Source organism: Prescottella soli, assembly GCF_040024445.1.
Lineage (GTDB): Bacteria > Actinomycetota > Actinomycetes > Mycobacteriales > Mycobacteriaceae > Prescottella > Prescottella soli.
Genome location: NZ_CP157276.1, coordinates 3,857,113 through 3,879,998 on the forward strand (window position 1 = coordinate 3,857,113; position 22,886 = coordinate 3,879,998).

Sequence of the window (22,886 nt, forward strand, 5' to 3'; positions counted from 1 at the left end):
CCCGGCGTATGCGGGTGCTCCGAGTCGCGTTCGACTATATGGGTTCGGTACCCCGATGCCCACCCGTTATGCGTAAATCCCCGTGAACGATTCGTCAGGCGCCAGCGGCGCCGGTGCGCACGGAAAGACCCGCGCCCAGGCCGCCTCCGGAGGACGCATCCGCCGCACCCAGGATGTTCCGGATCGGAATGCCGAGGTTGGACGTTCCACCGTCGAGCGCGAGAACCACGTTGGCCTCGGCGCAGCTGGGCGCGTCGCTGCTGTTGGAGCCGCTGGTGATGCCGAGCGCCAGCGTGCCCGTGACGATCGCGCCTCCGCTGTCGCCCGCGAGAGTGCATGCCGTTCCGGCGAATCCACGCACCGTGTGGCTGGCACCGTCGAACGTCATGAGCTGGGCCTCGACGCGGTCGGCGGACACGACGCCGCACGTGAACGACGACGTCTGTCCGGACTTGCAGATCGGGGCTCCGACGACGGGAACGGCGGTGCCGGTGACAGTGAGGGTGCTGCCGCCTGCGCCTCGGATCACCGGGCGGTCGAGTCCGACACGCAGACCCGCGTCGTTGAGACGGATCAGCGAGTAGTCGATGGTGTCGTCGCCGCCGACCTCCGAGCGAGCGAACGTGCCCACTTCGAGGCTGTCGCCGAGGTTCGCGCGGTTCGGCAGGTACACGCCCGCGTTCGTGCCCTGGGCGGGGTCGCAGTGACCCGCGCTGATGTTGACGGCATTGCCGTTCCGGTCGACGCCGTTGAATCCGAAGGAGCAGACGCCGATCTCGTTGTGGGGCGTGTCGCCCAGCGAGTTGGCCGACGTCACGTAGGTGTCGCCGCCCATCGGCGCCCGTTCCACGGTGGCCGGCCCGAAGTTCGAGAGCTGGACCTTGACGTTCGCGATCAGGGTCGGCAGGTCGAGGGCGCGTCCGACGGGGCTGTTCGCGATGTCGACGACGATCTGGTTGTTCAGGACGTCGATCGACGCGGACCCGACCTGCGAGGCGATCTCGCGCGGCAGCTCGGACACCCAACGGTTGAAGTCGGAGACGGACTGCTCGAGTCCTTCGAGGGAGACCGGTGCCATGTGGGTGCGGTACCCGTCACGGGCCGCGATCTGCGCCGCCTCGGTGGTCGTCACGGCGACGACGGGATGACCGTCGAGGCCCATCCACGCGCCGGCGAACTCCTCGGGACGTTCGGTCCTGAACTCGGCCGCGTACGAGCCGAGTTCCTGTGCGCGCGCGGCACGGTCCAGGTACTCCTGCGGGGTGATCTGCAGATCCCGTGTGATCGCCTCGATCAGGTCGGCGGGCAGCTCGTCGGCCGAGAGCTGGGTGATGCCTGCTGCGGTCGACCCGGCAGGGTCCGCCGGCTCGGCGTGCGCGGATGCTGTGAGCGGTGCGACGAGCAGGAGCGTCGACGATCCGACGACGGCGGCTCGGCGGGCGAACGACTGCACTGCGGCGCGCGGCGCCAGCGAGGTACGCATGGAGTTCCTTCGGTGTCTTCGGGATCGGCCACCAACAATAGGGCACGCGACCGAGTGCAGCTCGGGAAATTTCGCGCGAAGTTCACGAGGCGGACGATTCGGCGCTTCCGTAGCCGAGCGCGCGCAGCATCGACAGCAGCTCCGATCGGGAGTTGGCGCCCAGCCGCCTCCGGATCCGTGCCACGTGGTGCTCGACGGTCTTCGGGGCGATGTAGAGACGGGCACCGATCTCGCGGTGGGTGAGCCCGAGGAGCAGCAGCCCGGCGACGTCGGCCTCGCGCTCGGTGAGGGTTCCCCCGGCCGGGTCGGGTGTGGCGGACTCACTGATGGGTTGCGGTGCCGTCGTGTCCCGCAGCGATCGAGCGACCTGGAGCAGCGTCGTGGCGCCGCGGGTGTCCGAGACCCGAAGCGCGGCTTCGCCGGCCAGGCGGGCACCGTCCCACGGAAGTCCGATGCTCTCGAGCTCCCGTGCCGCGGCCTCCACCTCCGCCGCGTCCGCCTCCTGCCGGAGCACCCGCAGCCAGACGCGCCCGGCCGAGGCGAGCCCGGCGGAGTAGGCGCTCACCGCCGCGGCCGCGGCGAGCGCCCGCGCGTGCGGCAGGAGCTGGGCCGGGTTGTCGCCGAGGATCGCGGCCTGCACGCCGTACCAGTGCAGCGCCGCGCCCCACAGCGCCGGTTCGCCGAGCCGGGTCAGCAGGTCCTGCGCCTGTGTCACCAGGTGCGCGATCCGCGGGGCGTCGCCGACGCGCACCGCGGCCAGCCAGAGCTCGCCCAGCGGCAGCAGGCTGAACAGGTCCACCGAGTAGCCCGCGACCACGGGTTGGGCCACGGCCCACTCGCGTTGGAGCGCACCGACATCGCCGTTGCGGCGGGCGAGTCCCACTCGCAGGCCGTGGATGAACAGGGCCTCGCGGGCGTGCAGTGTGCTGTCGGTGGGCAGGGCATCGACGATCGACGCGGCGGCGGTGAGGTCGCCCCCGATCATCGCCGTCCACGCCGACAGCACGAGGTGCCGGGTGCGAGCGATGCTCGACGGAGGATCGGATTCCAGGGCCCGTCGGAGCACCGAATCCGCGTGCGCGAGTTCGCCGGAGTGCAGGCAGAGCAGTGCGGTCACCGCCGTCGCGCTGTCCGGCAGCAGACGGACGTGCGCACTGGTGCTCAACAGCGACATCGCGCGGGTGAGCGAGTTCATCGCGAGCGCACCGGAATCCGCGATCGACTGGGCGAGTCCTTCGGCGAGCAGGGCGACGCCGGCTGCGCCGGACGTCGGAGGTCCCTGTCGTCCCGCGGCGAGCAGTTCGGCCGCGGAATCGGGGCGGCCGGCGGCGAGCAGGACGGTCGCGGCGATCGCGGCGTCCGCGCCGACGCGTTCGGGCCCGAGCCACTCGTACAGATCGGCGCTGCGCTCGATGGCGCCTCGGCACGCCGCGATGCCGGCCGAGATGCGCACGGCGGAAGCCAACTCCACGGGTTCGAGGGCGGCGGCGCGGTCGAGTACCGAGTCGGTGAGCGTTTCGGCGGTGTCCAGGTCGCCGGACAGTGCGGTCGCCTCGGAGCGGCGCAGGGCGAGGCAGTCGGCGTCGGCGCCGGCCCGGACCGCGGCTGCGAGGAGTTCGGCCGCTCGCGCCGGATTCTCCGATTCCGCGCACGTGCACAGGAACCGGGCGAGCCGCGGATCTTCGAGTCCGGCTTCGGCGAGGATCAGCGCGGTCTGCGCGTCGAGTGTGCCGGCGTCGAGTCTCGCGGTCAGTACACCGATCTGGAGTTCCCTCAGTCGCGTGACGCCGAGCGCGGCGCCGACCAGCGGTCGCACCGCGGGCGCCGCGGTGTTCGCGCGGGGGACGAAGGCGCTCGCGCGCACCCGGTCGGTGAGGTCGCGCCCGGCTTCCGGGGTGATCTGCAGGACGGTGGCCAGGTCCGTCGAGTCCGCACCGAATCCGAACGCGCACAGGGACAGTGCCGCGAGCATGTCCGTGTCGAGGTGGCGCAGCGCGTCGTGCAGGTGAGACGTCACCGCGGCGTGGATCGCGCTCTCGTCGCCGCCCGAGGCCTCCGCGGCGTCGAGGCCGGCGTCGATGGACGCGAGCACGCCCGCGGTCGACTCGTGGAGCGATCGGATGAGGCCCGGCGCCAGCGCGATCCCGCGGCGACGTGCTCGTTCGTCGACCTCGGTCGGAGTCAGCGGCCGGAGATCGATCACCGGTCCGCGGGCCTGCATGCCCGTCACGAGGTCGGACAGCGGCGTGCGGTGGGGCCGGGGTTCGGTGGCCACCACCACGGTGCGATTCCCGCGCTGCACCAGTTGCTGCAGGGTGACGAGTGCGGCGTCGGGCAGGGCGTGCGCGCCGTCGAGGACCAGCGGTCCGGAGTCGAGCAGCGCGGACTCGACGGTGGTGTGAACGCGATCTGTTCTGGCGCTCAACATGTTTCGCACGGAGGCGAGCAGGAGCGACTTTCCGCTGCCCGAGTTGCCTCGTACCAGCACGCAACCGTCGGCGCGTGAGGTGAGCGCCTCCAGAAGGTCCCGGACACCGGGCACGCCCGCGAGTGCGGGGTCCGACGGCGAGTCGTCGAACGACGCTGCCGACGTTCCTGTTCCTGCGATCCGCATCGATTACTTCCCGATCAGCAGTCCGGTCACCGGGTCGACGACCGCCCCGACGATGTTGCCGACACCCGTTCCGATGCCGGTCACGGCGGCCCCGAGTCCGGCGCCCACCCCGGTGGCGGCCTTGCCGATTCCCTCGCCGACGTCGGCGGCGGAGGGGCCGGGCGGGAGCGGGTTGGTCACGCCGCCGCCGGGTGCGGGCGGGTTGTATGCGGGCGGTGCCACCACGCCACCGGGCGCCGGGTCGCCCGGTGCGGGGGCGGTGCGGACGCTCTCCGGGGCGGCGGGGGCACCGGGCGCGCCCGGGGTCGGGCCCGGGGCGGGGGCCGCGCGTCCGGTGTCGGCGGTCCTGACACGTCCGCTGTCCGCGGTGACCGTGCTGCCGGTGCCGACGTGGCCCACGGTGACGGTCTCCCCGGCGCCGCCCGGTGTCGCGCCACCGGTCGCCGCGCCGCCGGTTGCCGCTCCGGCCGTCGTCGTCGCACCGCCGGACGGCGCCGTGGACGTCCCTGTGACGGGTGAACTGGACTGTGCCGGTTGCTGCTTCGACGCCGTTCTGATGGACAGCCCGCCCGCGGTGAGTACCCCGATCGCGGCTACAGCGGACACGACGATCGCGATTCGGCGGCGGGTCGTGGACCCGTTCCGAGGCGACCGCATCCGCGACGGGAAGCTGGGTACGACCGCCACGACAGCGGTGTCGTCGGTCGCGTGCTCGTAGTCCGGGAAGGCGGTGGCGGTGGCGGCGGCGGACGCCGGCTCGTCGACGGCGAGGTGGGCCGCTCCGAGCGCGGCGGTCAGCGCCGGATCCGGTGCGGCCACCACCGTGAGGCCCAGCTCGGACGAGACGAGTTCGGCCACCAGCGGGATCGCCCCGCCGCCGCCGGCCAGCAACACGCAGCCGACGTCGGAGACCTCGATCTCGGCCGATCGCAACGCTTCTCGGACCAGTTCGAGCGAGTTGGCGAGTGCCGGCCGGATCAGGTCCTCGAGTTCGGACCGGACCAGGCGTACGTCGGTGACATACCCGGGCAGGGCGACCGGGATGACGGTTTCGGTGTCGGTGGACAGCGACTCCTTGGCCGCCCCGCAGTTCCGACGCAGGTCCGAGAGGGCGGTCGTGGTCGCGGTGTCGAAGGGATCGAGATCGCCGGTCTTCTCGGAGACGGTGTCGAGCACGTACCGGGTGATCTGGTGGTCGAAGTGCGCGCCACCGAAGTCCTCGGAACGGATCGGCTTGCCGAGGATCGACGGTTCGGCGCCGGTGCGGACCACGGCGACGTCGAGCGCGGACGCACCGAGGTCGTAGACCACGGCGACGCCGTCGCCCTGCAGATCACGAGACGATTCGAGCCAGCGCACACAGGCGGTGGCCTCGGGCACGACGCGCGCCGTCGAGAGCCCGGCACGATCGAGCGCGGATTCGAGGGCGTGGACGGTGTAGCTGCTCCACGCGGTCGGATGGGTGACGGTGACGGCCCCGGCGCCCGGGGCGGCGTCTTTCAGTTCGGCCACGGCGGCGGCGAAGAGGTCCTCGCCGCGGTGGACGCGGCCGGCGTCGTCGAGCAGGCCCACCGGATCCCCGACACGTTCGACGAACCCCGCGACAGGGGTGCCGGCGGGGTCGGCGGAGAGATCGGGGAACGTGACGGCACCGTCGGCCGCGACGTGCAGAACCGACGGGCGCGAAGTGGCGACGAATGCCGTTTCGCCGGTTGCGGTTCCGCTCTCGGAGAAGGCCACGGTGCGTGAATTTGCGGATCCGACAGCAATTCCGAGCCCTGCGGTCATACCCTTCTCCCGTCCGTTCTGGGCGGGTTTGCGTGACCGCCGGTGGTATGGCGATTGTCGGTGCGCCGCCGTCGTGCGTTACGGGAACGGATGACGAGCGGTGCGGGTTTGGGGGTGATCCCCCTAATCGGGACCGATCCCCTATAGGGGGAGGCGTCAATCCCCCTGCCGGTTTTCCGGGGGATCCGCCCCGTTATCGTCCGCGGCCCGGATTCGTAGCGTAGAAACCAATCTCGCCGCAGTGTCCCGCTCGGATCTTGCGGCAGCCGGCCTTCCGACTGTCAGGAGCGTTCCCATGGCCAGCAACGCAGTTCTCGACTTCATCCTCCGGCTTCTCCGTGACGAGGACGCTGCCGCCGCGTACTGCGCGAACCCGCAGGCCGCGCTCAGCGCGGCCGGGCTCGGCGGCGTGTGTCACGCCGACATCGTCGCGGTGGCGCCGATGGTCGCCGAGTCGGGGCTGTTCGGACCCGCCGCGGGTGACCTGGGCGCGATCCTCGCGGCCGGCGGGCTCGGCGGTGGCCTGGGGCTGGGCGGTGGCCTGGGACTCGGGGGCGGCGCCGGGCTCGGTGCCGGTGCGGGGCTGGGGCTCGGTGCAGCGGTGGGTGGCGGGCTGGGCGGCGGCCTCGACTTCGGCGGGGGCTTCGACTTCGGCGGGGAGCTCGCGGCGGCGCTGAGTGCTGCGCTCGCGGCCGGTGGTGCGATCGGCGCGCAGTTCGGTGCGGCCATCGGCGGCGCCATCGAGGCCGCAGTCGGGCTGGGCGGCGGTCTCGATCTCGGCAGCCTGACCGGCATCGGGGGCTCGCTCGATCTCGGTGGAGCGCTCGCCGCGGCCCTCGCCGGTGCGCTCGACGTCGACGGCTCGCTCGTCACCGATCTCGGTGCCGCGCTGAACGCCGCGTTCGCGGGCGTGGGCAGCCTCGACCTGGACGGACTGCTGTCGGTGGACGGCGGATTGACTGCCGCGCTCGAGAGCGCGTTCGGCATGGGCGGTGAGCTGGGAGGCGAGCTCGGTGCCGCGCTGGGCGCGCTGTTCGGTGCGGCGATCGAAGCCGGCGCCGGGCTCGATGGGGGGCTCGGCGCCGGCCTCGAGGGGCTGCTGGCGTTGGGCGGCTCGCTCGGCTCGGCCCTCGGCGGCGGTCTCGGGATCGGCGCGGACCTCACCGCGGCGCTGACCGGCGCGCTCGAGTCCGCGCTGTCGCTCGGCGGCAGCCTCGGTGGTGGACTGGACGCCGACGTCCTGGGCCAGATCGGCGCCGGGCTCGGCGGGCTGCTCGAATCGGCGCTGTCGCTCGGCGGGTCCGTCGGTGCCGACCTCGGTGCAGCGCTGGGCGGCGCGCTCCACCTCGGCGGCGCACTCGACATCGCGCACCTCCTCGAGATCGACACCGCACTGGACCTGGGTGCGTCGCTCGGCGGCCTGATCGGTGGTTCGCTCGGTGCCGACGGGGCGCTCACCGCGCAGCTCGGGGCCGCGCTCGGGGCCGCGCTCGACGGCGTGAACAGCCTCGACCTGGGCGCCCTGCTGCAGGCCGGCGGCGGCCTGACCGCGGCTCTCGAGAGCGCGTTCGGAATCGGCGGCGATCTCGGCGCCGCGCTGGGCGCCGCGTTCGGCGGCATGCTCGACGGTGCCGTCGAGGCGGCCGGTGGGCTGGGCGGGTCGCTCGAGGCGGCGCTCGCGGGTGCGTTGGGCGCGGGCGGCGAGCTGTCGGCCGCGCTCACCGGCGCCCTCGAATCGGCGCTCGAGGTCGGCGGCAGCCTCGGCACGGAACTGGCCGGCAATGTGGGTGCCGATCTGACGGCGGCGCTCAGCGGCGCCCTCGGGTCCGCCCTCGCGGCGGGGGGGTCGATCGGAGCCGAGCTGGGGGCGGCTCTCGGCGGGGCTCTGGCCGGTGGGCTCGGAGGAGGAGTGGACCTCGGCAGCCTGGCCGGCGGCGATCTGGGCGCCGCCGTCAGCGGCGCCCTGGGCGGCGCGCTCGACGTGAACGGCGCGCTCACCACCGCGCTCGGCTCGGCGATCAACAGCGCCCTCGCGGCCGCCGGCAGCGTCGAGGTGGGTGTCGACGCGAACCTCGGCGGGCTGCTCGAATCCGCGTTCGGCGTCGGCGGCTCCGCCGGAGTCGATCTGGGCGCGGCGCTCGGTGGGGTGCTCGGCGGCGGCCTCGAGTCCGGGGGTTCGCTCGACCTCGGTGGCCTGCTCGCCGGTGACGGCGGGTTCGGCACCCAGCTCGGCGGTGCGCTCGGCGGGTTGCTCGGGGCGGGCAGTTCGGCCGGCGGCGACCTCGGCACGGCGCTCGACGCCGCGCTCGGCGCCGGCGGCGGGCTGGGCTCGACGGGCGATCTCGGTGGGCAGCTGGGCGGCGGCCTCGGCTCGGCCGGTGACCTCGGTGGTCAGCTCGGTGTCGACGTGGCCGGCGCGCTGAACGGCGTGGTCGATGCCGCGACGGCGGCTGTGGGCGGACTCCAGGCCGGTACCGGATCGTCCGGGTCGGTGGACGGCGGAGTCGGCGGTGGTGTCGAAGGCGGGATCGGCGGCGGCTTCGGGTCGAGCGGCAACGTCGACGGTGGACTCGGCGCCGGCCTCGGCGGAACCGGTGACATCGGGGCTGACCTCACGAGCAGCCTGACGTCGGTGTGGCAGGGTGCGGTCGACGGGGCCTCGCACCTGACGGGTGGTCTCGCGGGCGGGAACGCCTGGTCGTCGATCGACGGTGACGCGTTCGGCTCCGCGCACTCGGATGCGGGTCTGTTCGCCGACGGTGTCGTCGACGCCCTGGGACAGGCCGGTTCGTCGATCCTCCATCCGGCCGAGACCCAGCCGGATCTCGGACACGATCTGCTGCCGTGACGGCCGGACAGCGGTTGTAACGAACGGGGCCCCGGGCGCGCTAATGCGAGCGGGGCCCCGATTCGTATCCAGCGAAGCGGCGGATCAGTCAGCGCGCGCACGGGATGCGTGCGTAGGTCGGAACAGAGAAGCGGGGCAGCGGGACTCATGAACGACGCGATGACGGGTCTGCTCGATCGAACGACGACCATCGCCTCCTCGGCGGGGCGCAGCGATCTGGTGGAGCGCCTGGCACTGGTCCGGACCCGGACGGTCGATCCCCGGTTCCGGGTCGTCGTGGTCGGCCAGCTCAAGCAGGGGAAGAGCCAGTTCGTCAATTCGCTGCTCAACCTGGCGGTGTGCTCGGTCGGGGACGACGAGACCACTGCCGTCCCGACCGTGGTGCAGAACTCCGAGCGGAGCTTCGCGGAGTTGGTCCTCGTCGAGCCCGGCGGTGAGCCGCTCCGGGTGGACCTGCCGCTCGACGAACTCGAGGCGGTGACGCCGAAGACACCGCGCGCGGAGGGACGCGAGGTACTGCGGATCGAGGTCAACGTGCCGAGCCCTCTGCTCGCGGACGGTCTCGTGTTCGTCGACACCCCCGGCGTGGGAGGGCGCGGAAATCCGCATGCGGCAGCCACTCTCGGACTGCTTCCGGCCGCCGACGCGGTGTTCGTGGTGTCCGACGCCAGCCAGGAATTCACCGAACCGGAACTCGCTTTCCTCCGACAGGTGACGGGTCTGTGCCCCGCAGCCGCGTGCCTGATCACCAAAACCGACCTCTACCCACACTGGCGGCAGATCGTCGACGCTGATCGGGAGCACCTGCGCCGAGCCGGACTCGACGTTCCGCTGCTGCCGATCTCGTCGATCCTGCGGTCGCATGCCCTGCGCCTCGACGACCGGGCACTGCACGAGGAATCCGGATTCGACGCGCTGTACGACTTCCTGCGCACCCGAGTGATCGAGTACGCCCAGGGCGGACTCCGCCGGACGGTGTCCCTCGACGTCCACGCCGTCGTCGAGCATCTCCAGCTTGCGCTCGCCAGTGAGCTTGCCGCACTGCGGGATCCGAAGAAGGGCGCGGCCGCCGTGGCCGAGTTGCAGCGGGCCAAGGCGGTCACCGAGGAACTGCAGAAGAAGACCGCGCGCTGGCAGCAGACCCTGGCGGACGGCATCGCCGACCTCGCGTCCGACATCGATCACGACCTGCGTGACCGGCTGCGGCAGGTGACCCGGGAGGCCGAACGCGCCGTCGACGAGGGCGACCCCGGCAAGGAGTGGGCGGAGCTGGGTGAGTGGCTCGAACAGCAGATCGCGCAGTCGGTGGGCGACAACTTCGTGTGGGCACACGACCGCGCGCTGTGGCTCGCAGAGGTGGTGGCCGAGCATTTCGCGGACGCCGGCGCGGTGGAGCTGCCGCAGCTCGACGTCGCGGACCTCGACGGCGTCCTCGAACCGGTCGCGGAGTTGGCCGATCTGGAGTCCGGCCGGATCGGCATCACGCAGAAGGTGCTGGTCGGCATGCGCGGGTCGTACGGTGGCGTGCTGATGTTCGGCCTGGTCACGACCCTGATGGGGATGGCGCTGGTCAACCCGATCTCGGTGGGAGCGGGAGTCCTGCTGGGCACCAAGGCATACCGCGACGATCGGGACGCGCGGGTGGTCAGGCGTCGGGCCGACGCGAAGGTCGCCATCCGACGTTTCACCGACGACGTCAGCTTCCAGGTCGGCAAGGAATCGAAGGACCGGCTGCGGCTGATGCAGCGTCTGCTGCGCGACCACTTCACGACCATCTCCGAGCAGACACTGCGGTCGCTCGCCGATTCGCTGCGGGCGGCGCAGGAGGCGGCCACGGTCGAGTCGACCGAACGGGCGCGCCGTGCCGCCGAGGTGGAGCGGCAGCTGAATGCTCTCGCCGAGCTGAAGGAGCAGGCCGCGCAGCTGTTCCCGGTCGAGCCCGGCGTGGGCGAGGAGGTGACGGCGTGACGACCTCGGTGTCCCTGGACCGGGCCCGGACGCTGATCGCGTCCGCACGCGACGCGTATGCGGGAAATGCCGCGGCCCGAACGCAGCTCGCGGAGTGTGCGGCCCGGCTCGAGCAGCCGCTCCGGGTCGCGCTGGCCGGCTCGCTCAAGGCCGGCAAGTCGACGTTGCTCAATGCGTTCGTGGGGCAGGACATCGCGCCCACGGACGCGACCGAGTGCACCCGTGTCGTCACGTGGTACCGCAGCGGATCCACCCCCGCGGTCACCGCGCGCTACGACGGCGACCGATCGGCGAACGTCGCGGTGCAGCGCCGGCTCGGACGGCTGACGTTCGACCTCGGCGACCTCACCGCCGACCGGGTCGATCGGCTGGACGTCGAGTGGCCGGCCAGTGCGCTCGCGCAGACGACCGTCATCGACACCCCCGGCACGTCGTCGCTGTCTAAGGACGTCTCGGCGCGCACGTTCGAGATGCTGACGCCGGAGAATGCCGCGTCCGGCGCCGACGCGGTGGTGTACCTGCTGCGCAGCCTCAGTGCGTCGGACGTCCAATTCCTCGGCCGGATCGGCACGCACGTCGGAGGCGAGTCGGGGCCGCTCGGCGTGATCGGTGTCGTCTCCCGGGCCGACGAGGTGGGTGCGGGACGGGCCGACGCGATGATGTCCGCGAAGGACATGGCCGCGCGGTTCGCCTCGGAACTCGAGCTCACCGGGCTGTGCCAGGCCGTCGTGCCCGTCGCCGGGCTGCTGGCGTTGGGGGCGCGGACGTTGCGGCAGAGCGAGTTCGCGGCGTTCGAGGCCCTCGCGACGGTGTCGGTGGAAGACCTGCAGCTGGCCATGCTGTCGGCCGACCGGTTCGCGCGCGAGGACGTGCCGTTGCCAGTGGATGCGGCGACGCGCCGGCAGTTGGTGGAACGATTCGGGCTCTTCGGGATCCGGCTCGCGGTCATGTTGATCCGTCTGGGCGTTCAGGATTCGCCCACTCTCGCATCGGAGTTGGTGGCGCGCAGCGGGCTCGACGAGCTGCGTCAGGTCATCGACGTCCAGTTCGGGCAGCGCGCGGACCAGCTCAAGACGCACTCGGCGCTCGTCGCGCTCGAGCGCGTCCTCGAGGCGCATCCCGGGACGGCGACGCCGCGCCTGCTGGGCGAGGTCCGGCGGCTACTGGCCGACGTGCACGGATTCCAGGAGTTGCGGATGCTGGGCCGGCTCCGCGGTACCGAGACGAGCCTGGGGCCGGACGATCTGACCGAATTGCAGAGGCTGATGGGCGGATTCGGCATCGATGCCGCTCAGCGTCTCGGTCTGTCGCCGGACTCGTCGATCGAGGAGGGGCGGGTGGTGGCGCTCGGCGCGGTGCGGAAGTGGCGCGAGCGCGCCGCGCACCCGCTGGTCGACCAGTTCACGGCACGGGCCTGCCGCGTCGCCGCCCGCAGCGCCGAGGGCGTGCTCGCGGATCTGGGTGGTCCCGGGGGTGCTGACGGTTTCGAGGGGGCCATGCGGCTCGACCTCGACACCGGATCGGTTCGGGTGACACCGGTTCCGCGGGCCGACCGCTAGGGCGTGTCTGACAAATAGGCATCGGGACGGGGCGATGCGACGGAGGTCGGGAATGGCCGCGACTTACAATCGCGGGGCGAGCGAAGGCCAGGCCGATATTCCGGCACCGGTGTGAGGGAGGGGTCAGGATGTTCGGTTGGAAGAAGAAGCGCAACGATTCGAAGATGACGCTCGACGATGTGATGGAGAAGCTAAGGCCTGACCTGAGTCGGGAATCGCTCGGCGTCGGGCCCGACTTCCCGGGCGTCGCCCCGAACCCGTTCATGAGCAGTGGTGCATTGAAGCGCATTGCGGAACTGCGTACGGGGGCGCTTGCGCTCGGCGTTCTCGTCGACTGGCGGGAGGTCAACAGCAATCCACGTGTGGTCCTGATGTTCGACGTGGAGACCGCCGACGGCATCTCGTTCCGCGGTATCGCAGACGAAGACCTCACGCTCACCGAGCTCACCCGGCTCGCCCCAGGACAGACGTTGCCCGTGCGCTTCCGGCCGGCCGTCATGGATCACTACGTCGCCCTTGCCCGGGACGCGGACCCCGCCCACGTGCAGCAGCTCTCTGACGAGATCGCGAGCCGCAAGCGGACCTGACCCGAAGCCATTGGCCGGATCCCTAGGGCGTGTCTGGCAAGGTTGAGCGTTCTGGCTGGAACTCTGGTCCCTGTCGCGCTTTCAGTTGCTCTCGGATGCCCAGTGGTCGTTGATCGAGGGGATGCTCCCGAAGCCGACGGGACGTCCGGGCAGGAAGTTCTCGGATGCGCGGTTGATGGTCGAGGGGATCATCTACCGGTATCGGTGCGGGATCGCGTGGCGTGATCTTCCTGAGGTGTTCGGGCCGTGGCAGACGGTGTGGACGTGGCATCACCGGCATCAGCATGCGACGAACACGATCCGCCCCACAGGGGGATGGGGCGAACTACACGAATCCAGCGGTCGAGCCGCCTGATCACGGGATCGGCCGCTCGCGGGGTGGGTTGTCGACGAAGATCCATCAGCTCGTCGATGGCAACGGGCTGCCTCTGGTCACGCTGATCACTCCCGGCCAGACCGGGGATTCTCCGATGCTGTTGCCGCTTCTGGAGCAGTTGCGCGTCGGACGGGAGATCGGGCGACCGCGCACGAGACCGGATGCGGTCCGCGGAGACAAGGCGTACTCGTCCCGCGCGATCCGGAAGCATCTGCGCGAGCGTGGCATCAAGGCCGTCATCCCTGAACCCCGAGACCAGCAGGGGCACCGCAAACGTCGCGGCTCACGCGGCGGCAGGCCCGTCGGGCTCGACGCCGCCGATTACAAGAACCGCAACGTGATCGAACGCCGGTTCTGCCACACCAAGCAATGGCGAGGCCTCGCCACCCGCTACGACAAACACGCGATCGTCTACCGAGTTGCCGTCTTCATCCACGCCGCAATCGCATGGATCCACGCTTTGTCAGACACGCTCTAGCGCTCGAGTCGCCGCAGCGCCGAGCGGGCCGCGTTGTAGCCGCCCATCCCGTGCACGCCCCCGCCGGGCGGCGTCGACGCGGAGCAGATGTAGACGCCGGGGATCCCGGTCGAGTACGGGTCGCGTGCGATCCGCGGCCGGGCCAGCATCTGCAGCGGGTCGTTGGCGCCGGACGCAATGTCGCCGCCTACGTAGTTGGGGTTGTATAGCGGCATCTCGGCTGCGGAGCGGCTGAAGGTGCCGACGATGCGTTCCCGTGCTCGCGGAGCGAAGCGTTCGATCTGACTCAGGATCGCCTCGGTCGCGTCGCCGGTGTACCCGTGCGGCACATGGGCATACGCCCACACCGGATGCACATTGCCGGCCGAGCGTGACGGATCGGCCAGGTATTGCTGACCGATCAGCACGAAGGGGCGTTCCGGCATGCGGCCGCGGTGCAGGTCGCGTTCGGTCGCGGTGATCTCGTCGAGCGCGCCGCCCAGGTGGACGGTGCCGGCCCGGCGGCACGTGTCGTCGCGCCACGGGAGGCCGTCCTCGACGGCGAGGTCGAGCTTGAACGCGGCCGGTCCGTACCGGTACCTGCGGTACGCGCGGGACACCCTGGCCGGCAACCGGTTTCCGGCCAGGTCGGCGACGCCGGTCGGGGACAGATCGAGCATCGTGACGTCGGCGCGCGGTAGTTCCCCGAGCGACTCGACCCGGCGGCCGGTCTCGACCCGGCCCCCGAGTGCGCGCAGCAGCGACGCGAGCGCATCGGTGATCGAACGCGAGCCGCCGCGGGCGACGGGCCACCCGTACCGGTGCCCGGCGGCGAGCATCAGCAGACCCGCCGCCGACGTCGTCGGCCTGGTCAGCGGGTAGAAGGTGTGCGCCGCGACGCCACCGAACAGCGCGCGTGCCTGCTGGGTCCGCCAGCGTCTCCCGGTCAGGGTCGCGGGCATCAGGGCGTCGACACCGAAGCGCGCCAACGTGATCGGGTGTGTCGGCACGTGCGCGATGGGTCGCAGCACCTCGCCGGCGAGGTCGTCGAAGTGCGCGGCGAGCGGCGCGAACAGCCGCCGCCACGGCGGGCCGTCGGGGCCGAGGCGGTCGACCGTCTGCTCGAGCGACCGGGTGAAGACGCCCGCGACGGCGCCGTCGAGCGGATGCGCGAGATCGACTTCCGGGTAACACCATTCGAGCCCGTGGGCGGTGAGGTCGAGCGACCGGAAGAACGGTGACGCCACGCCCATCGGATGCACGGCCGAGCAGTCGTCGTGCAGCAGACCGGGCAGGATCCGTTCGGTGGTCCGGGTGCCGCCGCCGATGGTCTCGGCGGCCTCGTAGACGGTGACCGAGAGGCCGCGGAGCGCGAGCGTCACCGCCGCGGCCAGCCCGTTGGGGCCGGCGCCGACGACGACGGCGTCGGTCATGAGATGCTCCGGCGGCGCAACCACGCCGACCCGGACGTGGTGAAGAGCAGCGCGGTGCCCGCGACGACCAGCGCGGCCTGGAGCGGGGGCGCCCAGGCGGGCGTCCGGAACGCGAGGTCACGCGCATCGGACAGGACGCTCCACGACGTCACCGCGGCGGCGACGGTGAACACGCCGACGACGGTGAGCCACGCGCGCCCCCGTCCGCGACCGGAGCGCAGCCGCACGATCCCGAGCACGCCGGCCAGCACCAGCAGCAATCCGATACAGCCCACACCCAGCACGGTCAGCCCGGACACCTGGTCGACCGTCGTCGGATCCGCCGTCGGATCGTCGGTGGTGAGACCCGCGTCGAGAGCGGCGACGACCGCGTCGTAGTCGGCGGCGAGGGCTGCGGCCAGGCAGGCGAAGACGGCGAAGGACGCGGCCCACACCGCGACGGCCGCGGTCAGGGTCCGCGGTGTGGGGCCGGGATCGATGCGGCGGTCGTGCAGGGGGGTGACCACGAGGGCGGGGCGGGGCGGCTGTGCCCGCGGCGGTGCCGATGCACTCGTCGCGCCGGGGTCGCCAGTGGTGTCCACGCCGAAATCGTATCGAGTGCGCGGGCTGCGGCGGTGTGATCGACGACTCGGGAACAAACTCGGATTCCTGCCCGTTGAGCCTTTCGAGAACCTGAGTGAGGGTGACTCAAGTTTCAAATTGACTTCGACCGGGGTCGGATGCAAACTTGAGCCGGATACGCTCACCCGGGTTCATCGGATCCAGCGTACAGAAGCAAAATCGCAGCTCACAAGGCTGCACAGAAGGAAAGTGAGGGATCACTATGGCTCGTGCGGTCGGAATCGACCTCGGGACCACCAACTCGGTCGTGTCTGTGCTCGAAGGCGGCGAAGCTGTAGTGGTCGCCAACTCCGAGGGCTCGCGCACCACCCCGTCCGTCGTGGCCTTCGCCAAGAACGGTGAAGTGCTCGTCGGTCAGCCCGCCAAGAACCAGGCGGTCACCAACGTCGACCGCACCATCCGCTCGGTCAAGCGCCACATCGGCACCGACTGGACCGTCGAGATCGACGACAAGAAGTACACGCCGCAGGAGATCAGCGCCCGCACGCTGATGAAGCTGAAGCGTGACGCCGAGGCGTACCTCGGTGAGGAGATCACCGACGCCGTCATCACCGTCCCCGCGTACTTCGAGGACTCGCAGCGTCAGGCCACCAAGGAGGCCGGCCAGATCGCGGGTCTGAACGTCCTGCGCATCGTCAACGAGCCCACCGCGGCCGCGCTCGCGTACGGCCTCGACAAGGGCGAGAAGGAGCAGACCATCCTGGTCTTCGACCTCGGTGGCGGCACCTTCGACGTGTCCCTGCTCGAGATCGGCGACGGTGTCGTCGAGGTCCGTGCGACCTCCGGTGACAACCACCTCGGCGGCGACGACTGGGACGAGCGCGTGGTCGGCTGGCTCGTCGACAAGTTCAAGGCGCAGAACGGCATCGACCTGACCAAGGACAAGATGGCCCTGCAGCGTCTGCGCGAGGCCGCGGAGAAGGCGAAGATCGAGCTGTCCAGCTCGCAGAGCACCTCCATCAACCTGCCCTACATCACGGTCGACGCGGACAAGAACCCGCTGTTCCTCGACGAGCAGCTCACCCGCAGCGAGTTCCAGAAGATCACCTCGGATCTGCTGGACCGCACCCGCAACCCGTTCCAGCAGGTCATCAAGGACGCCGGCATCGCCGTCCAGGACATCGACCACGTCGTGCTCGTCGGTGGCTCGACCCGCATGCCCGCCGTCTCCGACCTGGTTCGTGAGCTCACCGGTGGCCGCGAGCCCAACAAGGGCGTGAACCCGGACGAGGTCGTCGCCGTCGGCGCCGCCCTGCAGGCCGGTGTCCTCAAGGGCGAGGTCAAGGACGTCCTGCTGCTCGACGTCACCCCGCTGTCCCTCGGCATCGAGACCAAGGGCGGCGTGATGACCAAGCTCATCGAGCGCAACACCACGATCCCGACCAAGCGCAGCGAGACCTTCACCACGGCGGACGACAACCAGCCGTCGGTGCAGATCCAGGTGTTCCAGGGTGAGCGCGAGATCGCTTCGCACAACAAGCTGCTCGGATCCTTCGAGCTGTCCGGCATCCCGCCGGCCCCGCGCGGCGTGCCGCAGATCGAGGTCACCTTCGACATCGACGCCAACGGCATCGTCCACGTCACCGCCAAGGACAAGGGCACCGGCAAGGAGAACACGATCAAGATCCAGGACGGTTCCGGCCTGTCCAAGGAGGAGATCGACCGGATGGTCAAGGACGCCGAGGCGCACGCCGAGGAGGACAAGGCCCGCCGCGAGGAGGCCGAGGTCCGCAACCAGGCCGATTCGCTGGTGCACCAGACCGAGAAGTTCATCAAGGACTCCGAGGACAAGGTGCCGGCCGACGTCAAGGAGAAGGTCGAGGCCGCGATCACCGAGGTCAAGACCGCTCTCGCCGGCACCGATCTCGCTGCCGTGAAGGCGGCGGTCGAGAAGCTGTCGACCGAGTCGCAGGCCCTCGGCCAGGCGATCTACGACGCGCAGGCCGCCGACGCCGCCGCGTCCGGTGACGGCTCCGGCCCGGCCGACGAGAACGTCGTCGACGCCGAGGTCGTGGACGAGCCGAGCGATCAGGACAAGAAGTGACCGCCGAGAACCCCGAGCGTGAACCGGTGACGGTCGACGACCAGGCCACGGACACCGCCGCCCCGGCCGCCTCTGAGGAGGCGGCCGAGGCCGGTGCGGCCGAGGCGTCGGAGACGGACGAGCTGACCACGCTCACCGCCGAACTCGAGAAGGCCAGCACCGAGCTGGGCTACGCGAAGGCGGAGATCGCCAACATCCGCCGCAACGCGCTGGCCCGCATCGACCGGGCCGTCGAGGACGAGCGTGCCTCCGTGGTGAGCAAGTTCCTCGATCTGATCGACGACCTCGACCGGGCTCGCGCTCACGGTGACCTCGAGACGGGGCCGCTGAAGGCGCTGTCGGACAAGCTCGCCGGAGTGCTCGACGGACTCGGCCTCGCCGGTTTCGGCGAGGAGGGCGAGACGTTCTCCGCGGATCTGCACGAGGCCGTGCAGATGGAGGGCGACGGCGACAACCCCGTCCTCGGCGCGGTGCTGCGCAAGGGTTACCGCCTCGGTGACCGGGTTCTCCGGACGGCCATGGTGACCGTCACGGACGGCGAGCCTGCGTCCGACGTGGTGGCCGAGTAGTTAAACAGGAAACGACGAAAGGAGGAGGCGCCCAGTGAGCCAACGGGAGTGGATCGAGAAGGACTTCTACAAGGAGCTGGGTGTCTCCTCCGACGCCTCCGCCGACGAGATCAAGAAGGCGTACCGCAAGCTGGCCCGGGATCTGCATCCCGACGCCAACCCCGGTGATGCCAAGGCGGAGGAGCGTTTCAAGGCGGTCAGCGAGGCGAATGCGGTCCTCACCGACCCCGCGAAACGCAAGGAGTACGACGAGGCCCGCCGCTTGTTCGCGAGCGGCGGCTTCGGCCCCGGTGCCGGATACTCCACCGCTGGTGGCGGATTCGGTGGCGGCGGCTTCGACATCAACGATCTCTTCGGCGGCGGTGCCGGCGGCGGCGACGGCGGCCTGGGCGACATCTTCGGTGGCCTGTTCAACCGCGGCGGGAGTCGGACGACGGCGAGCTCACGTCCGCGTCGTGGCAGCGACGTCGAGACCGAGACCACGCTCGAGTTCCGCGAGGCCGCGCAGGGCGTCACCGTCCCGCTGCGGCTGACCAGCCCGTCGCCGTGCACCACCTGCCACGGCAGCGGCGCCAAGCCCGGCACCAGCCCGCGGGTGTGCCCGCGCTGCAACGGAACCGGCATCGTCAGCCGCAACCAGGGTGCGTTCGGCTTCAGTGAGCCGTGCGACGACTGCCGCGGCACCGGATCGATCATCGACGACCCGTGCCCCGACTGCCACGGCAACGGTGTCACCAACCGCACCCGGACCATCACCGTCCGTGTGCCCTCCGGTGTCAGCGACGGCACCAAGATCCGTCTCGCCGGACAGGGTGAGGCCGGGCTGCGCGGTGCGCCGTCGGGCGACCTGTACGTCACCGTGCACGTACGTCCCGACAAGGTCTTCGGCCGCAACGGCGACGACCTGACGGTCGTGGTGCCCGTCAGCTACGGCGAACTCGTGCTCGGCACGACGGTCTCGGTGCCGACGCTGGACGGCCGTGTGGGCGTGAAGGTTCCGGCCGGAACGGCGGACGGACGCATTCTGAGGGTGCGAGGGCGCGGTGTGCCCAAGCGCGGCGGAGGAGCCGGCGATCTGCTCGTCACCGTGAAGGTGGCGGTGCCGCAGAAGCTCGACGATCCCGCCACCGAGGCACTCCAGGCGTATCTGGAGGCGGAGAAGGCCAGCGGATTCGATCCGCGCGCAGGATGGGCCGGCGCCTGACGCGCCCGAACCGATCGAACAGGTGAACCATCATGAGCGACAAGCAGCACAAGCAGTCGGAGGTCCCGCAGGACCCCGACGCGCGCGTGTTCGTCATCTCGGTGGCCGCCGAACTGGCCGGCATGCACGCGCAGACTCTGCGCAACTACGACCGGCTCGGGCTGGTCACCCCGCACCGCACCACCGGTGGCGGACGCCGATACTCGCCGCGGGACGTGGCGCTGCTGCGTGAGGTGCAGCGCCTGTCCCAGGACGAGGGCGTCAACCTCGCCGGGATCAAGCGCATCATCGAACTGACCAACCAGGTCGAGGTCCTGCAGAACCGCGTCGACGAGATGGCCGCGGAGATCGCGCGCGTTCACGCCAGCTACCGACGTGACCTCGTCCCCATTCCTCGCAGCAACGCGATCGTCGTGTGGAAGCCGCGCAACGAGCGCTGACCACGGCCATCTCTCGGGTATCCCGACGACACGACCCGTAACCCCCCATGCCCTGAACGGGAATTCACGGCACGCATCGAACCCGAGCGTGCCGTGAATTCCCGTTCGTCGTCTATACGGGTGCCCCACATCGCCGCAGCCGACGTCCCAGCGAGCACCCCGCGTCCACCGGACCAGTGCCACACCGCGAGAGCGCGGATCCGGGCGTCGACCTCGACGTCGTTGTGTGCGTAGGTGTCGGGGTAGACGCGGGTGGAGTGCCGGCGGAGCCCCCGTCGGCTGACCAGTCCGCGATCGAGGGCCGCGGCGCCGCGAAAAGGTACGAGCAGTGCAGTCATATCGGCACGCTCGCGCCGCGCGCCGACACGATCCGCCGTCGAATCCCGGTACCGAGCACGCCTGTGGAAAGCGTTCGACCTGTGGACAACTCGCGCGTCCCAACCCGCGAACGGGAGTTCATGGCACGCCCCGACGTCGATGGTGTGCCGTGAACTCCCGTTCACCGGATCGGCAGGCACGTTCGGCGCCGTTATATCAAGATCGAATCAGATCCGCACGGCTTCCCGCCTCGTGGCAGGTCCAGTTGACGTTACTTACGTCACACCCCTATGCTCCCGGTCTAGCAATTGCTTGGTGAGTCAAGCGGTTGCTTGATGGGTCGTGTTCGGAAGGTGAAACCGCCAGGTAGTCGCTTTCGGTCCGGGCCAAGTTGTGTCCGACTGAGTCAAGCTAGCGCTTGGTTTGGTGTGTTTCGGGTGTCCTAGGAGGACAGTCATGGGAAATCGGCGTCCAGTTGTCGTCGCGGCGGTTGCTGCCGCCTCCGTCCTGACTCTCGCGGGGTGCAGCAGCGCCGACTCCGCCGAGGCGGGCGGTGCCGACCAGCCGTATCGAGTGCTCGTCACCGGCGGCATCAGCGCGCAGGGTGTGCTCGCGGCCAACGCGCAGACGTCGATCCTCGCGACCAAGGCCGGTGTCGAGGTGCAGAACCAGGCCGGGGGCATCGGCGGCCGGCAGATCGAGCTGACCGTCGTCGACGACGCCGGTGACGCCACGATCGCCGTCACCAAGGTGCGCGAGGCCATCAACAAGCAGAAGCCGGACCTCGTCCTCAACTCCGGCCCGTCGTCCGTCGGCGCCGCGGTGCTGCCGATCCTCAAGCAGAACCACATCCTCTCGTTCAACGTCGCGCCCACTCCGGATTCGACGGACCCGTCGAAGTTCCCGCTGAACTTCGACCTCGCGCCCGGCGCCACCGACAACGCGCGTGGCATCGTCGGCTACGCGAAGGAGAAGGGCTACACCGACATCGGCGTCATCCACGGCAGCACCGCGTACGGCGAGCTGTTCGGCAAGGAGATGACCTCGGCGCTCGAGAAGGCGGGCCTGAAGCAGGTGGGCAACGAGGAGTACGAGTCCACCGCGCTCGACATGACCGCGCAGCTGCAGTCGCTCAAGAATGCCGGCGCCAAGGCCCTCGCCCTCGACGCGTACGGCGCCCCGCTCGGCTACCTCCTGCAGAGCATGCAGCGTCTGGGTTGGGACGTGCCGCTGATCGGCAACACGTCGGTCTCCAGCACCAGCCTCGTCGCGAACGAGCCGCCGAACGGTGTCCTCGGCACCCCTGAGGTGAAGAACCTTGTCTCGCAGGTGTTCACGAGCACCGTCTACGACCCGAACAACGCGACCGTGAACAAGATGGTCGACACCATGGCCTCGCTCGGCGCGATCTCGTCGACGCTGATCATCGCCGACAACTACGACGCGTTCCCGCTCGTCGCCGCGGCGGCCGAGAAGGCCGGCACCACCACCGACGCCGAGAAGCTGGCCGAGGCGCTCGAGACCGAAGAGGTCCAGAAGAACGCCCAGACGGCCTTCCTGGCGCGTTACAACTTCACCGCCGACAACCACGGCCCGAACCCGGCGCAGGACGAGATGCGGTTCATCGCGCCCACCAAGGTCCTCAACGGACAGTTCGGCAACCCGCAGGCATGAGTTCCATGATCTTCGTTCCCAATACTCAGAGGAGGGACCCGCGGTGACCATTCTGTGGTCGGGGCTTGCCCTCGGCGCTGTGTATGTGCTCGTGGCCATCGGGTACAACATCGTGTTCGTCTCGTCGAACACCTTCAACTTCGCTCAGGCGCAGTTGATGATGGTCGGCACGTTCGTGGCCTACACGGGTCTGGTGACCCTGAAACTTCCTGTGCTGGTGGTGGCCGTCATGGCCACTGTGACGGTGATGATCCTCGCGGCGGTCGAGGAGATGGTCGCGATCAGACCGGTCGCCGATCACCAGAACCAATTGGTGACGACATTGGGCGCGGCGACGCTGCTCAACGGTGCGACGCAGTTGATCTGGGGCAGTGAGCCGCTCACGGTGCCGTTCTTCGGGTCCAACGATCCGATCACGCTGCTCGGTGGACGCACCTACCCGGTCGAGATCGCGCTGCTGGTGCTGTCGATCGTGCTCGTGATCGCACTGGGACAGCTCAGCAAGCGGACCATGACCGGTCTCGCACTGATGGGCGTCTCGGAGGATCGCGAGGCCGCGATGCTGCGTGGCGTCAACGTGCGCCGCATCGCGATGGGCGCGTTCGCCTTCTCCGGTGCGCTCGCCGGCGTCCTCGGACTGTTCGTCGGTCCCAAGACGTTCGCGGTCGCGACGCTCGGTGCCGCGCTGGCGCTCAAGGGCTTCGTGGCACTGGCGATCGGTGGATTCGGTTCGCTGCCGGGCGCACTGATCGGCGGTCTGACCGTCGGCCTGGTGGAATCGTTCACCGCGCTGTGGTTCGGCAGCCAGTACAGCAACATCGCGGTCTTCACGGTGTTGATCGTCATCCTGATGGTCAAGCCGGCCGGATTGTTCGGCACGGTGAAGGAACGGGTGGTGTAGCC

General features: G+C 70.3%; 15 protein-coding genes and 1 pseudogene. 11 read left to right on the plus strand and 5 right to left on the minus strand.

Annotation, left to right across the window (positions count from 1 at the left end; all coding sequences use genetic code 11):
• Positions 1–94: 94 nt before the first annotated feature.
• The 3 genes from ABI214_RS17865 to ABI214_RS17875 all read right to left on the minus strand — a co-directional run bounded on the left by ABI214_RS17865 (position 95) and on the right by ABI214_RS17875 (position 5,837).
• Positions 95–1,483 (minus strand): S1 family peptidase, encoded by a 1,389-nt coding sequence (locus ABI214_RS17865; RefSeq protein ID WP_348603850.1) that lies wholly within the window; start codon positions 1,481–1,483, stop codon positions 95–97.
• An 82-nt stretch (positions 1,484–1,565) separates the two neighbouring features.
• Positions 1,566–4,097 (minus strand): LuxR C-terminal-related transcriptional regulator, encoded by a 2,532-nt coding sequence (locus tag ABI214_RS17870; RefSeq protein ID WP_348603851.1) that lies wholly within the window; start codon positions 4,095–4,097, stop codon positions 1,566–1,568.
• Positions 4,098–4,100: 3 nt separating this feature from the next.
• Positions 4,101–5,837: an Hsp70 family protein gene (locus ABI214_RS17875; protein WP_348603852.1), complete on the minus strand. Its 1,737-nt coding sequence runs from the start codon at positions 5,835–5,837 to the stop codon at positions 4,101–4,103.
• A 343-nt stretch (positions 5,838–6,180) separates the two neighbouring features.
• Between ABI214_RS17875 and ABI214_RS17880 the strand changes: the two genes are divergently transcribed.
• From ABI214_RS17880 to ABI214_RS17900, 5 genes and pseudogenes are all read left to right on the plus strand, one after another.
• Complete coding sequence (locus ABI214_RS17880) at positions 6,181–8,733, plus strand: IniB N-terminal domain-containing protein (protein WP_348603853.1); 2,553 nt, start codon at positions 6,181–6,183, stop codon at positions 8,731–8,733.
• Between the two features lie 147 nt (positions 8,734–8,880).
• Positions 8,881–10,701, plus strand: a complete 1,821-nt coding sequence (locus ABI214_RS17885; RefSeq protein WP_348603854.1) for a dynamin family protein — start codon at positions 8,881–8,883, stop codon at positions 10,699–10,701.
• Between the two features lie 8 nt (positions 10,702–10,709).
• Positions 10,710–12,260 carry a dynamin family protein gene (locus tag ABI214_RS17890; protein ID WP_348611733.1) on the plus strand — a complete coding sequence of 517 codons (1,551 nt, stop codon included), beginning with the start codon at positions 10,710–10,712 and terminating at the stop codon, positions 12,258–12,260.
• 128 nt (positions 12,261–12,388) lie between these two features.
• Complete coding sequence (locus ABI214_RS17895) at positions 12,389–12,847, plus strand: hypothetical protein (protein WP_348603855.1); 459 nt, start codon at positions 12,389–12,391, stop codon at positions 12,845–12,847.
• Positions 12,848–12,917: 70 nt separating this feature from the next.
• Positions 12,918–13,701, plus strand: a pseudogene (locus ABI214_RS17900) (IS5 family transposase).
• Here ABI214_RS17900 and ABI214_RS17905 read toward each other — a convergent pair.
• Both ABI214_RS17905 and ABI214_RS17910 read right to left on the minus strand, forming a co-directional pair.
• Positions 13,698–15,113 carry a phytoene desaturase family protein gene (locus ABI214_RS17905; RefSeq protein ID WP_348603856.1) on the minus strand — a complete coding sequence of 472 codons (1,416 nt, stop codon included), beginning with the start codon at positions 15,111–15,113 and terminating at the stop codon, positions 13,698–13,700. The pseudogene ABI214_RS17900 and the gene ABI214_RS17905 overlap by 4 nt on opposite strands.
• Entirely contained in the window at positions 15,110–15,694 is a 585-nt protein-coding gene (locus tag ABI214_RS17910) for a hypothetical protein (protein WP_348603857.1), read from the minus strand. Before ABI214_RS17910 ends, ABI214_RS17905 begins: the two co-directional genes overlap by 4 nt.
• A 242-nt stretch (positions 15,695–15,936) precedes the next feature.
• On the opposite strand from ABI214_RS17910, the gene dnaK reads away from it, so the two are divergent.
• The 6 genes from dnaK to ABI214_RS17940 all read left to right on the plus strand — a co-directional run bounded on the left by dnaK (position 15,937) and on the right by ABI214_RS17940 (position 22,884).
• Positions 15,937–17,778 carry a molecular chaperone DnaK gene (gene dnaK, locus ABI214_RS17915; protein WP_348603858.1) on the plus strand — a complete coding sequence of 614 codons (1,842 nt, stop codon included), beginning with the start codon at positions 15,937–15,939 and terminating at the stop codon, positions 17,776–17,778.
• Positions 17,775–18,347 (plus strand): nucleotide exchange factor GrpE, encoded by a 573-nt coding sequence (gene grpE, locus ABI214_RS17920; protein WP_348603859.1) that lies wholly within the window; start codon positions 17,775–17,777, stop codon positions 18,345–18,347. Before dnaK ends, grpE begins: the two co-directional genes overlap by 4 nt.
• Positions 18,348–18,381: 34 nt before the next feature.
• Positions 18,382–19,551 carry a molecular chaperone DnaJ gene (gene dnaJ / locus ABI214_RS17925; protein WP_348603860.1) on the plus strand — a complete coding sequence of 390 codons (1,170 nt, stop codon included), beginning with the start codon at positions 18,382–18,384 and terminating at the stop codon, positions 19,549–19,551.
• A 32-nt stretch (positions 19,552–19,583) separates the two neighbouring features.
• Positions 19,584–19,991 (plus strand): heat shock protein transcriptional repressor HspR, encoded by a 408-nt coding sequence (locus ABI214_RS17930; RefSeq protein ID WP_348603861.1) that lies wholly within the window; start codon positions 19,584–19,586, stop codon positions 19,989–19,991.
• 774 nt (positions 19,992–20,765) lie between these two features.
• Positions 20,766–21,983: an ABC transporter substrate-binding protein gene (locus tag ABI214_RS17935; protein ID WP_348603862.1), complete on the plus strand. Its 1,218-nt coding sequence runs from the start codon at positions 20,766–20,768 to the stop codon at positions 21,981–21,983.
• A 43-nt stretch (positions 21,984–22,026) separates the two neighbouring features.
• Complete coding sequence (locus ABI214_RS17940; RefSeq protein ID WP_225017208.1) at positions 22,027–22,884, plus strand: branched-chain amino acid ABC transporter permease; 858 nt, start codon at positions 22,027–22,029, stop codon at positions 22,882–22,884.
• Positions 22,885–22,886 lie beyond the last annotated feature (2 nt).

Excerpts from the sequence above, each read along its gene's own strand:
- ABI214_RS17865 (WP_348603850.1), bottom strand. The coding sequence starts at position 1,483 with ATGCGTACCTCGCTGGCGCCGCGCGCCGCAGTGCAGTCGTTCGCCCGC.
- ABI214_RS17870 (WP_348603851.1), bottom strand. The coding sequence starts at position 4,097 with ATGCGGATCGCAGGAACAGGAACGTCGGCAGCGTCGTTCGACGACTCG.
- ABI214_RS17880 (WP_348603853.1), top strand. The coding sequence starts at position 6,181 with ATGGCCAGCAACGCAGTTCTCGACTTCATCCTCCGGCTTCTCCGTGAC.
- ABI214_RS17885 (WP_348603854.1), top strand. The coding sequence starts at position 8,881 with ATGAACGACGCGATGACGGGTCTGCTCGATCGAACGACGACCATCGCC.
- ABI214_RS17895 (WP_348603855.1), top strand. The coding sequence starts at position 12,389 with ATGTTCGGTTGGAAGAAGAAGCGCAACGATTCGAAGATGACGCTCGAC.
- ABI214_RS17905 (WP_348603856.1), bottom strand. The coding sequence starts at position 15,113 with ATGACCGACGCCGTCGTCGTCGGCGCCGGCCCCAACGGGCTGGCCGCG.
- dnaK (WP_348603858.1), top strand. The coding sequence starts at position 15,937 with ATGGCTCGTGCGGTCGGAATCGACCTCGGGACCACCAACTCGGTCGTG.
- ABI214_RS17930 (WP_348603861.1), top strand. The coding sequence starts at position 19,584 with ATGAGCGACAAGCAGCACAAGCAGTCGGAGGTCCCGCAGGACCCCGAC.
- ABI214_RS17935 (WP_348603862.1), top strand. The coding sequence starts at position 20,766 with ATGGGAAATCGGCGTCCAGTTGTCGTCGCGGCGGTTGCTGCCGCCTCC.